Below are 10,591 nucleotides of genomic sequence, written 5' to 3' on the forward strand. Positions count from 1 at the left end.
CATGCCGGAGGCGTGCCTTCGGCATGACGCCCCCCCACGCCACGCCCGGCGACCGGCACCACCTTCAACCGAGAATGCCCCGCATCGCCGTCAGGAAAGCCCGCACTTCCCCCATCGAGTTGTAGTGCGCCAGCGACACCCGGATGCAATCGGCCTGCCCCAGGGGGTCCAGCACGTTGCCCGAGTAGTGATCCGCCTTGCGGGTATGCGTGCGGATGCCGGCCTCGTTCAGCGCCGCGACGATCTCGGCTGAAGGGCGCCCTTCGGCCCAGAAGCTCACCAGCCCTTCGCGGCCGGCGTTGTCGGTGCCGCCGATGACGGTCACGCCCGGCAGGTTCGCCAGCCCGGCCAGGTTGCCGGTACCGTGGATCATCGCCTGGCACAGCGCCGCCTCGTGGGCATGGATCGCCCGTCGTGCCTCCGCCAGCCGCTCGGTCCGCGTCGCCGCATCCGACACCTGCGCGCCCAGCCAGTCGAAATAGCTCACGACGTCCGAGAAGGTCGCATAGGCGCCGGTATCCCGCGTGCCCAGTTCCCAGTTGCCCTCCGGCCCGCCGATCAGCGCATCATGCGCCAACGCTGTCAGCCGGTCCGAGGCCCAGGCCACGCCGTAGCCATGCCGCGAAAAGACCTTGTACGGAGAGATCACGTAGCCGTCGACACCCGCACCCGCCACGTCGATATGGCCGTGGCAAGCGTGCTGGATGCCGTCGACGATGATGAAACACTCGGGCGCAACGGCGCGGATCGCATCGGCGATCCCCGGCAGGTCCATCCCGATCCCCGTCACCGGCGACGTGTGCAGGATCGTGGCCACCGCCGTGTCCGGCGTCACATGCGCCGCATAGGCATCGGGCGTCACCCGCCCCGTGGCGTCGTCATGCGGGATCAGGACATGCCGCCGCGAGGATACCCCGGCCCAGCGCGCCATCGCGCTGCGCGATGCAGGGTGTTCCACGGTCGACCCCAGCGCTCTCCCCGGCCCCGCGCCCAGGCAGGCATCCCGGATCAGCCGGAACAGCAGTTCGGTGCCGCTTTCGCCAAAGATCACCGCACCGCCCTCGGCGCCCAGGAATTCGCGCACATCCGCCCGCGCCCTGTCGATCACCTCGACCAGCGCCCTGGAGGCCGGGTTGTCGCGCCCCTGGTTGTCGGGGATCGCCGCGAACCGCGTCGATGTCTCGACCACCGCATTCAGGGTCAGTGCCCCGCCCGCGTTCTCGAAGAACACGCGCTTGCCGGTAAAGGGGCAGTCCTCGACATGGGCAAAACGCCCGCGAATCTCGCTCAACAAGGCATCTTCGAACATCAGTGTGGTTTCCGTTCTTCCCGTTCCACGGCCTGCGCCGCCTCTTCCATGTCCTCGGGATCCTCCGAGGGGATCGCGTAACTGCCGCCCAGCCACTTCGCCAGGTCCACATCGGCGCAGCGTTTCGAGCAGAAGGGCCGGTACTCGGGGTCAGTGGTCTTCGAACAGATCGGACAGCTCATATCACCTCTCTCAACGCCACGCGGTCGCGCTTGCGCTGCAGTTCCAGCAAGCCCAGCGTCGTCCATCCCGCCACCACGGTCTCCGTGGTCTCGGCCTTCAGCGCCGCCTTCAGCACGCTTTCGACCTGGCGGCGGTCCTTTTTCACCATCGGCGCCGGGTCGACCACGATCTGCCCCCCCAGACCGCGCAGCCGCAGCTGGCGCGGCAGGTCCCGCATGGCGGCGATATTCGCCTTCAGCCCCGCCGCCGGAGAAGTATCGCCGCCGGTGTTGATGTCCACCGCCACCAGCGCCGAGGTCGGTTCGATCAGCATCGACCCGCCAGAGGGCAGCGCCACACGCGCCTTGCCCAGCGCCTCGATGGTCTCCCCCAGTTCGTGTCGGTCGAATGCCCCCTCGGCGTCGTCCAGATCCGCCGGGCCAACCCATTCGCGCCAGGCCAGCGCATGCGGGCCGTCGCCCTCGACCAGCAGTTCCGCATCGCCGATGGTATCCGCCAGAACCGCGCGGGCCAGGTCCGACATGGCCAGCAGGTCATCCATGACCTCATCCGCCAGGTCCGGATGCGCCGAGGAGCGCAGGATGACCCCCGCCCCCTCTGGCAAAGGGTTTTCAGAGATGACGTCATGCGCGATCTCCAGCAGGGCATCGCGGGTCTCGTCGTCGCGGATCTGGCGCGAGACGTTGATCCCCGGCGCCCCCGGCGTGACGATGGCATAGCGCGACTTGAACAGGATGCGATTGGTGACCGGGATCGCCTTGCCCGGCTCGGCATAGCCGGTCACCTGCACCAACAGCCGGTCGCCGGGGCTCAGCCCCTTGACCTGCCGCAGAAAGGCATTGCCGTCCGGGGTGCGCAGGAAAAGCCCGCCCTGCCCTTTCATCGGCCGTTCCACGACGCCGCGATAGATCGACCCGGGACGCGGCAGGTCCGCGTCGATCAACAGGTCTTCCAACTGTCCATCCACCAGCAGAGCAGCCGCCTCGCGGCCTTTCCAATGGTCCAATACGATTGTGCTGCCCTTCATGATGCGTCCCTGTAAAGCGGATAGCCCGCTGCTTGAAGCAGATTTGCCGTCTCGGCCAGCGGCAAGCCCACCACGGCGGTGAATGACCCGCTGATCCAGGGGATCAGCGCCCCTGCCGGTCCCTGGATGCCGTAGCCGCCCGCCTTGCCGCGCCAGTCGCCGCTGTGCAGGTAGGCATTCAGCTCTTCGTTGGACAGCATCTTCATCTTGACCTGCGTGACCACGTCCCGCTCCCAGACCTTTTCACCCCGGCGCACGGCGACAGCGGTGATGACCCGGTGGCGCCGTCCTGACAGCAAGGTCAGGAACTGCGCCGCCTCCTTTTCATCCTCGGGCTTGCCCAGGATGCGGCGGCCCATTGCCACAGTGGTATCCGCCGACAACACGATCTCGTCCGGGTCCGAGGGAATCGCCTTGGCCTTTTCCCGGGCCAGCCGCACGCAATAGGGACGCGGCTGTTCCCCCTTTTTCGGGTCCTCGTCGATATCCGGCGGACGGATGTCATCGGCCGTGACACCAAGCTGTGCCAGCAGCTCGCGCCGGCGGGGGCTGCCGGAGCCCAGGATCAGGCGGGGCTTTGGGGACATGGACGATTTCCTTGCAACGGGGACAGGTCAGGCTTCACCAGAGGCGCCGCGCGGATGCAAGGGTGCGACAGGCGCTGCCACGCGAAAAAGCGGCTTGAAAGCCGCTTTCAACGCGCTTCGCAAGCGCGTTCCCCGCATAACCCGGCGAACACCGCAACCGGAAAGGCTGCGCGCCGCCGGTCTTGCAACTTACTTGAAGCGATAGTTGATCCGACCCTTGGTCAGGTCGTAGGGGGTCATTTCCACCTGGACCCGGTCTCCCGCGAGGACACGGATGCGGTTCTTGCGCATCTTGCCTGCCGTATGCGCGATGATCTCATGGCCGTTGTCAAGCTCGACCCGGAACGTCGCGTTCGGCAGGAGTTCCTTCACGACACCGGGAAATTCGAGCGTATCTTCCTTGGCCATGTTCTCTCCTGAATCGAAAACCGCGCTCTAGGCGCGGCGCGCCATAATATGCGCCTGCAGCGCGGGGAATTCAAGTCACATCTCAGCGCAGGGCAACCACCTCCGGCGCGCCGTCCCGGCCCACCTGATCGTCCCAATGCAGCCGGTTCAGAACCACGCCCTCACGCCGCACCCGCGCCACCGCGCCCGGGTCGATCTCGGCATAGGTCCAGCCGGGCCGGTTCAGCACGCCATCGGCCAGGATGCCGGTTTCGGGAAAGCCGATGTCCGGCGGGCCGAAGACCGCGCCGCGCCCGACGCTGACATCGATCGACTCGCTCCAGTCCGCCTCCCCCACGACCGAGGACATGACCGCGACACATTGCGCCTCCAGCGCCCGAGCCATAGCGCCGATGCGCACCCGGCTGTGCCCGGACAGCGCCTCTGTCACCGAGGGCACCAACAGGATTTCCGCCTCCTGCAGGGCCCGCCCCAGCAACGGATATTCGCTGTCATAGCAGATCAGGATACCGATCTTGCCCAGCACCGTGTCGAACAGCCGCAGCGGCCCGCCCGGCACGACGTCCCAGTCCTCGCGCTCGAACCGGGTCATGATTTGCTTGTCCTGCACGCCCATCTCGCCCGAAGGCGCAAAGAAGCGCGCCCGGTTCACCGGACGCGGCCCGATCGCGGGATCGAAGACCGGTGCCGAGGCGGCCAGGATATGCACCCCGAACCGCCGCGCCAGCGAGGCGTGCAACGCATCGGCGGCGGGCACCCGCTCGGACACCGCGTGCAGGCTGGCTTCTAGGTCCAGGGCGACTTCGCGGCCTGCCAGTGTCGCCAGTTCCATCGCGCCGTATTCGGGAAAGACCAGCAGGTCGGCCCCCTCGCCCACAGCCTCACTCACCCATCGGGTCAACTTGGCCTCGTATGCCTGCCAACTGTCCAGAAATTCCGCCGGGTACGCCGCCGCTGCAACCTTCATCTCACTGCCTCACAATGCCCGAATCCAGAACTGGAGCGGCTTTTCCGTCTCCACCTCCTGGTCGATGTCCTTCCAGCGGAACCGCGCCACCGCGCCGTCCAGCGGTTCATAGCCCCGCTTGCGCCAGAACGGATCAAGCGGCGCGTAACCTGCAGGCCGCAGCGGGTGATCCTTGGGACGCACCACCCCGCAAAAGACGCAGTACCGCCGCCCAAGCTCCCGCGCATGCGCTTCGCGCAGATCAAAGAACCGGTGCCCGATGCCGTGCCCGCGATACTCGGGCAAGAGCACCGACTCGGCACAGTAAAAGATCTGGGACAGGTCAAAGCCTTTGCCCTCGAAGGCCCCGGCGAAATCCTCGGCGTGATCCTCCAGCGGGGTGCCCGTGGACGCCCCGACAAGCCTGTCGCCGTCAAACGCTCCGACCAGCACCGCGTTTTCGCTCTCGCGGTAGGTCTGCAGATAGCCGCGCTCATAGGCGAAGTCCCCGTCATAAAGATAGGGAAAGGCACGGAAAACCGCGATCCGCAGTCGCGCCACGTCATCCAGCGCCGCCTCCAGCGCGGCGCCTGTCAGCACCTCGACCCGCATCACGAGACCTGCGCGGTCCAGTCTGCGAGGTTGTAATAGGTGACAACCCGGCTGATCTTGCCGCCGTCCAGCGAAAAGAACGACCCCGCCGGCAGGCGATAGGTCTGTCCGCGTGCCTCCGGCAGCCCCTCGTCCGTTTCCAGGTAGGTCCCGTTGACGGTGAATTCCGCCGCAGCCCGGCTGCCATCCTCGCTCTCGAAGACCACCATATCGGTCAGATTTTCACGGTAGCAGCGGCTCATGTGGGCGCAGAACGCCTCGAACAGCTCTTTGCCGCGCCGCACTTGTCCCTCGTTGACGTGATGTGCCACGTCATCCGACAGGCACTCCAGCATTCCCGCCGTGTCGCCCGCATTGAAGGCCGCGAAATACTTCGCCACCACGTCCCGCGCCTGACCCATTGCGCAACTCCCTGTTTCTTCTCTCTGAAAATACTCGAAAAAGCGGTGCAGCCGCTTACTCCGCACTCCATTGATCGCCCAGCCGCTTGACCAGCTGGTCCCGCGTCTGGCGATAGGCGTTCAGCTTCTGCTCGCGCGTCTCGCCGATGCCTGTCGGATCCATGATCGGCCAGTATTCCACCGTCAGGTGGTAATAGCGTGTCAGGTCCAGCGCCCGCCGCTGCGAGGCCGGCGACAGGGTGACGATCAGGTCGAATCCCGACAACATCTCGCCCATCTGCTCCATTTCCTCGAAACTGCGCGATCGGTGCCGTTCCAGCTCTACCCCGATCTCCGCGCAGACCGAAATCGCGAAACCGTCGATCTCGAGATCGTTCACGACACCGACCGACTGCACATAGGTCTCTGTCCCGTACAGCTTTTTCATGATGCCCTCGGCCATCGGGGACCGAACGGCATTGTGGTCGCAGGCAAAGAGGATCGACTGCGGCAGCTCCGGCACCTCAGCCCCCGAAATGCAGGACGCAGACCAGGGTGAACAGCCGTCGCGCCGTGGCGTCGTCGACCTCCACCTTGCCCTCCAGCCGCTCCTGCAGGATGCGCGCGCCTTCGTTGTGAATGCCCCGCCGGGCCATGTCGATGGTCTCGATCTGGCTGGGCGGCAGGGTCCGCACGGCATCGAAGTAGCTCTTGCAGATCTGGAAGTAGTCCTTGACCACCTGCCGGAAGGGCGACAGCGACAGGTGGAATTCCGCCGCCTTTTCATGATCTTGTGTGCTGACGTCAAAGACCAGCCGCTTGTCCCGGATCGACAGCCCCACGTTGTAGGGCCCGGGCGGCACGGCGCGATCCTCGCGCGCGGGCAGGACAAAGGAATTCTCTTCCATCAGGTCGAACATGGCCACGCGCCGCTCCTGCTCGATCTCCGGCGTCGGCGGAGGCAGGTTGGCATCATCCAGTTCGATATGCGCGATGCGGGTCATGGGTAGCATCCTGAAAACTCGCATTGGCTTAGCGCGACCCGCCCCCGGGGGCAATGGCACCAAAGGGTCAAATCTTGTGCCCGGACCGGCCCCGCCTCAACCCTACAGCAAGTCCGCCACCAATTCGGGCGGACGGCACAGCCGCACGCCTTTCGGAGAACAGACGATGGGCCGTTCGACCAGTTCGGGATGCGCCACCATCGCCTCCAGGAGAGCCGCCTCGTCAACCCCCTCCTCCAGCAGTCCCAGGTCCTTCGCCCGACCACGCGCGGTGCGCAGCGCCTCGCGCGCCGTCAGCCCCGCCACGGCAAACAGTGCCTGCAACTGCGGCGCGGTCCAGCCCGTCTTCATGTAGGGCACGACAACAGGCTCCTCGCCCGCCTGCCGGATCAGCTCCAGCGCCGCGCGCGACTTGGAACAGTTCGGGTTGTGAAAAATGACGACCGTCATGCGAAGCCCCTTCAGCGATTGAGTTTTTCAAGCCGCGCCGTCACGCTCAGCCCATGTGCCTCCAGGCTTTCGGACCGCGCCAGCACCTCGGCTGCCGGGCCGATGGCGCGCAGACTGTCCGGCGTCATCCGCGCCAGGGTCGTCCGCTTGAGGAAATCCATCACCGACAGGCCGGACGAGAACCGGGCAGAGCGCGCCGTCGGCAGAACGTGGTTCGGCCCGCCGACATAGTCTCCGATGGCCTCGGGCGTCCACTGGCCCAGGAAGATCGCCCCGGCGTGTTGGCATTTCCCGGCCAGCGCCTCTGGGTCGGCCACGCAAAGCTCGAGGTGCTCGGGCGCGATCCGGTTCGACAGCGCCGCCGCCTCGTCCAGGTCGGCCACCGTGATCACCGCCCCGAAATCGCGCCAGGAGGCCCCCGCGATGGCCCGCCGCTCCAGCGTCTGCAAGCGCGCCTCGACGGCCTCCGCCACCTGGCGGCCAAATGCCTCGTCGGTGCAGATCAGCAGCGACTGCGCGCTCTCGTCGTGCTCTGCCTGGCTCATCAGGTCCAGCGCGATCCAGTCCGGATCGGTGCCTCCATCGGAAATGACCAGTATCTCGGACGGGCCGGCGATCATGTCGATGCCGACCTTGCCAAAGACCCGGCGCTTGGCCGCCGCGACAAAGGCATTGCCCGGCCCGGTGATCTTGTCGACCGGCGCGATGCTCTCGGTGCCATAGGCCAGCGCGGCAATCGCCTGCGCGCCGCCGATGCGATAGATCTCGTCCACCCCGGCAATCCGCGCCGCCAGCAGGACCGCCGGGTTCACGACCCCGTCCGGCGTCGGCACGCAGATCGCCAGCCGCTCAACACCCGCCACCTTGGCGGGAATGGCGTTCATCAGCACCGACGAGGGATAAGAGGCCAGCCCCCCGGGCACATAAAGCCCCGCCGCAGACACCGCCCCCCAGCGCCAGCCCAGCGTGGCGCCTTCCGGGTCGGTCCAGCTCTGGTCCTGCGGCATCTGTCGGACGTGGTAGGCGCGGATGCGCTCGGCCGCCGTTTCCAGCGCCTGGCGCTCGGCCTCGGGCACGCGCGCGCACTCCGCCTCGATCTCGGCCTCGGAAAACCGCAGACCGGCGGCGTCCAGCTCCAGCCGATCGAATTTCGCGGTCAGCTCCAACACCGCCGCATCGCCGCGCGCACGCACGTCCGCGATGATCTCCGCCACCACGGAATCCACGTCCGGGCTGTCCTCCCGCTTGGCCCCCAGAAGGGCCTGAAAGGCGGTTTCGAAATCGTCCTGGCGGCTATCGAGAAAGACGGGCATGGGCACCTCCGCTGTATCCAGCGCCTCTTAGCCCGCCCGTCCGCCGGCCTCAAGCGCCACGACCGGCGCGCTCCGCGTCTCAAAGTATCTGCTTATTCGCTTGCCACCCTCGGCGGACCGGTACTCAGCCTGTTCCCCGGAGCCCTCCGTCGCTTGAGGCCAATCAGGGCCGGAACGTGGGAGGGCTCAGGGGAACTGGCGATGCTTGTTTCCCAGTGACTCCAGAAACAAGAAACGGCGCCGACAGGCGCCGTCCAAAGGGGGGGCGGGCGGGCGCCTTTGCGGCAAAGCCGCAAACAGTCCCGTCCCGACGACAGCCCGCCACAGGCCTACGCCCCGTGGTCCGGGAGTTTCCCCGAGGGCGCCAGGTAAGGCCGCGTCACGTCCCGCAACGCCACTTCCAGCGCCTCGACCTTGGCACGCAAGGCCCCGTCCCCGGCCAGCGTCAGCACGACAAAACCCTCCGCGTCCTCGCCCGGCTCGAATGTCACCGACATCAGCTGCAGGATCATGTCGCGGTCCGACCGGTCCACCCCCTGGCTCGCCATTCCCAGCACGTTGTCGATCACCAGAAGTGACTGCACCCGCTCTACGGGACGGCCCCGCGCACGGGCCGCGTCGACATCTTCCCATCGGATGCGGTTGACCAACAGGCCGACCCGCCGTTTCGAAGCCTGCCAGCGGATTTCGGTCACGGGCAGAACCGCGTCCTGCACCAGGCTCGAAATTACCTCCAGGTCCCCGGCATCCAGCGCGCCAAGGTTCAGCGGGCGTTCGCCGCCATCTTCGAAACGCGCGTCCTCGGTCATGTCTCCGCCACCCTCTCGATCCGGGCGCCCACCGCCGACAGCTTGTCCTCGACGTTTTCATAGCCGCGGTCCAAGTGGTAGACCCGGTTGACCACCGTCTCCCCCTCGGCCGCCAGCCCGGCCAGGATCAGCGAAACGCTGGCCCGCAGGTCCGTCGCCATCACCGGCGCGCCGCGCAACCGCTCGACCCCGATCACGGTCGCCGTGCCACCGTGCACGTCGATCTGCGCGCCCATGCGCATCAGTTCCGGCGCGTGCATGAAACGGTTCTCGAAGATCTTCTCTTCCAGCACCGACACGCCCTCGGCGGTACACAACAGCGCCATCATCTGCGCCTGCAGGTCGGTCGGGAACCCGGGGAAAGGCTCGGTCGTCACGTCCACCGCCGAGACCCGGCCATTGCGGCGCGCGACCTTCAGGCCGGCCTCGGTTTCCTCCACGGCGATCCCCGCCGCGTCGAGTTTCTCGCAAAAGGCCTCGACCAGCTCGATCTTGCCACCCAGGCAGGTCACTTCGCCGCCGCAGATCGCAGGCGCCAGCATGTAGGTCCCCAGTTCGATCCGGTCGGTCACGACCGCATGCGTCGCCCCGCCCAGCCGGTCAACCCCCTGGATGGTGATCTCGGGCGATCCTTCGCCCTCGATCTGGGCGCCCATCGCCCGCAGGCAACGCGCCAGGTCGACGATCTCCGGCTCGCGCGCGGCGTTCTTCAGCACGGTGGTACCCTTGGCCAGGGTTGCCGCCATCAGCGCGTTTTCCGTGGCACCGACCGAGACGAAGGGAAACTCGACGATCCCGCCGCGCAGCCCGCCCGCCGGCGCCTTGGCATGCACATAGCCGTCGCGCAGGTCCATCTCGGCCCCCATCGCCTCCAGCGCCTTGAGATGCAGATCCACGGGCCGCGCGCCGATGGCACAGCCCCCGGGCAGGGACACCTCGGCATAGCCTTCGCGCGCCAGCAGCGGCCCCAGCACCAGGATCGAGGCGCGCATCTTGCGCACGATGTCATATTCCGCCCGCTGGGTGATCTTCCCGTGCGAGGACATGGCCAGCACCCGGCCATCGGCCAGGGTCGACACCTCGGCGCCCAGCGACTGCAACAGCAGCGTCATGGTGCGGATGTCCGACAGGCGCGGCGCATTGGTGAGTGTCAGCGGCTCGTCGCTGAGCAGCGTCGCCGGCATCAGCGTCAGGCAGGCGTTCTTGGCGCCCGCGATGGGAATCTCTCCGGCCAGCGGGCCGTTCCCCGTCACAACAATCGAATCCATGCCTGTCCTATTCCTCGCCCGGCGTGTCGCCATTGTCCTGTGCAGCGGGCTCTGCGGCGTCCTGCCGCGCCCGGGCCTGGGCCTTGCGGCGCGCAAGGTTGGCTTTCAGCGCCGCTTTCAGCCGCGCATCCCTGCCGTCATTGCCACTTTGGCCCCGCCGTTTGTCATCCTGCTTCATGGCGCGGGTGTACCCCAGCCGGGAAAGCTGGTCCAGCCTGCGGCAAGGCGTTGGGCAAAGCTTTGTCGGTTTTTTCAATTCGACCTCTTGCGCGGTCAGAATTTCCGGTCTAAGAGG

Annotated in this window: 15 protein-coding genes; all 15 read right to left on the reverse strand. The window is 66.8% G+C overall.

Translation table 11 applies throughout. The features are described from left to right. Nucleotides 1-64: 64 nt before the first annotated feature. On the reverse strand, nucleotides 65-1,309 hold the full coding sequence (locus BLQ71_RS10720) for an aminotransferase class V-fold PLP-dependent enzyme (protein WP_074621713.1): 1,245 nt from the start codon (nucleotides 1,307-1,309) through the stop codon (nucleotides 65-67). Beyond that, complete coding sequence (locus tag BLQ71_RS10725; protein WP_043138201.1) at nucleotides 1,309-1,491, reverse strand: DNA gyrase inhibitor YacG; 183 nt, start codon at nucleotides 1,489-1,491, stop codon at nucleotides 1,309-1,311. The genes BLQ71_RS10720 and BLQ71_RS10725 overlap by 1 nt, the downstream gene beginning before the upstream one ends. Then, nucleotides 1,488-2,519 (reverse strand): ribonuclease E/G, encoded by a 1,032-nt coding sequence (locus BLQ71_RS10730; RefSeq protein ID WP_074621714.1) that lies wholly within the window; start codon nucleotides 2,517-2,519, stop codon nucleotides 1,488-1,490. Before BLQ71_RS10730 ends, BLQ71_RS10725 begins: the two co-directional genes overlap by 4 nt. After that, nucleotides 2,516-3,106, reverse strand: a complete 591-nt coding sequence (locus BLQ71_RS10735) for a Maf family protein (protein ID WP_074621715.1) — start codon at nucleotides 3,104-3,106, stop codon at nucleotides 2,516-2,518. The genes BLQ71_RS10730 and BLQ71_RS10735 overlap by 4 nt, the downstream gene beginning before the upstream one ends. Nucleotides 3,107-3,295: 189 nt before the next feature. Then, nucleotides 3,296-3,514, reverse strand: coding sequence for a translation initiation factor IF-1 (gene infA / locus BLQ71_RS10740; protein WP_023849011.1), 219 nt, complete (start codon nucleotides 3,512-3,514; stop codon nucleotides 3,296-3,298). An 82-nt stretch (nucleotides 3,515-3,596) separates the two neighbouring features. Further along, entirely contained in the window at nucleotides 3,597-4,481 is an 885-nt protein-coding gene (locus tag BLQ71_RS10745) for a carbon-nitrogen hydrolase family protein (RefSeq protein WP_069209011.1), read from the reverse strand. 9 nt (nucleotides 4,482-4,490) lie between these two features. After that, nucleotides 4,491-5,072 carry a GNAT family N-acetyltransferase gene (locus BLQ71_RS10750; protein WP_074621716.1) on the reverse strand — a complete coding sequence of 194 codons (582 nt, stop codon included), beginning with the start codon at nucleotides 5,070-5,072 and terminating at the stop codon, nucleotides 4,491-4,493. Then, nucleotides 5,072-5,473, reverse strand: a complete 402-nt coding sequence (locus BLQ71_RS10755; protein ID WP_043138214.1) for a ketosteroid isomerase-related protein — start codon at nucleotides 5,471-5,473, stop codon at nucleotides 5,072-5,074. Before BLQ71_RS10755 ends, BLQ71_RS10750 begins: the two co-directional genes overlap by 1 nt. A gap of 55 nt (nucleotides 5,474-5,528) precedes the next feature. Then, nucleotides 5,529-5,975, reverse strand: a complete 447-nt coding sequence (locus BLQ71_RS10760) for an arsenate-mycothiol transferase ArsC (protein WP_043138215.1) — start codon at nucleotides 5,973-5,975, stop codon at nucleotides 5,529-5,531. Between the two features lies 1 nt (nucleotide 5,976). Continuing rightward, on the reverse strand, nucleotides 5,977-6,456 hold the full coding sequence (locus BLQ71_RS10765) for a UPF0262 family protein (protein WP_043138217.1): 480 nt from the start codon (nucleotides 6,454-6,456) through the stop codon (nucleotides 5,977-5,979). Between the two features lie 102 nt (nucleotides 6,457-6,558). After that, the gene (gene arsC / locus BLQ71_RS10770; RefSeq protein WP_074621717.1) at nucleotides 6,559-6,906 is read right to left on the reverse strand and encodes an arsenate reductase (glutaredoxin); all 348 of its coding nucleotides are present in this window, start codon (nucleotides 6,904-6,906) and stop codon (nucleotides 6,559-6,561) included. 11 nt (nucleotides 6,907-6,917) lie between these two features. Continuing rightward, nucleotides 6,918-8,219, reverse strand: a complete 1,302-nt coding sequence (gene hisD, locus BLQ71_RS10775) for a histidinol dehydrogenase (RefSeq protein WP_074621718.1) — start codon at nucleotides 8,217-8,219, stop codon at nucleotides 6,918-6,920. Between the two features lie 329 nt (nucleotides 8,220-8,548). Further along, nucleotides 8,549-9,028 carry a DUF2948 family protein gene (locus BLQ71_RS10780; protein ID WP_074621719.1) on the reverse strand — a complete coding sequence of 160 codons (480 nt, stop codon included), beginning with the start codon at nucleotides 9,026-9,028 and terminating at the stop codon, nucleotides 8,549-8,551. After that, nucleotides 9,025-10,296 carry a UDP-N-acetylglucosamine 1-carboxyvinyltransferase gene (gene murA / locus BLQ71_RS10785; protein WP_074621720.1) on the reverse strand — a complete coding sequence of 424 codons (1,272 nt, stop codon included), beginning with the start codon at nucleotides 10,294-10,296 and terminating at the stop codon, nucleotides 9,025-9,027. Before murA ends, BLQ71_RS10780 begins: the two co-directional genes overlap by 4 nt. A gap of 7 nt (nucleotides 10,297-10,303) precedes the next feature. Continuing rightward, nucleotides 10,304-10,552 (reverse strand): hypothetical protein, encoded by a 249-nt coding sequence (locus BLQ71_RS25970; protein WP_139168473.1) that lies wholly within the window; start codon nucleotides 10,550-10,552, stop codon nucleotides 10,304-10,306. Between the last annotated feature and the right edge of the window lie 39 nt (nucleotides 10,553-10,591).

This window comes from Antarctobacter albus (assembly GCF_900101505.1).
Lineage (GTDB): Bacteria > Pseudomonadota > Alphaproteobacteria > Rhodobacterales > Rhodobacteraceae > Antarctobacter > Antarctobacter albus.

Bases quoted from the DNA above. Each gene is read 5' to 3' on its own strand.
- BLQ71_RS10745 (WP_069209011.1), bottom strand. From the start codon at position 4,481: ATGAAGGTTGCAGCGGCGGCGTACCCGGCGGAATTTCTGGACAGTTGG.
- infA (WP_023849011.1), bottom strand. From the start codon at position 3,514: ATGGCCAAGGAAGATACGCTCGAATTTCCCGGTGTCGTGAAGGAACTC.
- BLQ71_RS10750 (WP_074621716.1), bottom strand. From the start codon at position 5,072: ATGCGGGTCGAGGTGCTGACAGGCGCCGCGCTGGAGGCGGCGCTGGAT.
- BLQ71_RS10725 (WP_043138201.1), bottom strand. From the start codon at position 1,491: ATGAGCTGTCCGATCTGTTCGAAGACCACTGACCCCGAGTACCGGCCC.
- BLQ71_RS10755 (WP_043138214.1), bottom strand. From the start codon at position 5,473: ATGGGTCAGGCGCGGGACGTGGTGGCGAAGTATTTCGCGGCCTTCAAT.
- BLQ71_RS10730 (WP_074621714.1), bottom strand. From the start codon at position 2,519: ATGAAGGGCAGCACAATCGTATTGGACCATTGGAAAGGCCGCGAGGCG.
- arsC (WP_074621717.1), bottom strand. From the start codon at position 6,906: ATGACGGTCGTCATTTTTCACAACCCGAACTGTTCCAAGTCGCGCGCG.
- BLQ71_RS10735 (WP_074621715.1), bottom strand. From the start codon at position 3,106: ATGTCCCCAAAGCCCCGCCTGATCCTGGGCTCCGGCAGCCCCCGCCGG.
- BLQ71_RS10720 (WP_074621713.1), bottom strand. From the start codon at position 1,309: ATGTTCGAAGATGCCTTGTTGAGCGAGATTCGCGGGCGTTTTGCCCAT.
- murA (WP_074621720.1), bottom strand. From the start codon at position 10,296: ATGGATTCGATTGTTGTGACGGGGAACGGCCCGCTGGCCGGAGAGATT.
- BLQ71_RS10765 (WP_043138217.1), bottom strand. From the start codon at position 6,456: ATGACCCGCATCGCGCATATCGAACTGGATGATGCCAACCTGCCTCCG.
- BLQ71_RS10780 (WP_074621719.1), bottom strand. From the start codon at position 9,028: ATGACCGAGGACGCGCGTTTCGAAGATGGCGGCGAACGCCCGCTGAAC.
- hisD (WP_074621718.1), bottom strand. From the start codon at position 8,219: ATGCCCGTCTTTCTCGATAGCCGCCAGGACGATTTCGAAACCGCCTTT.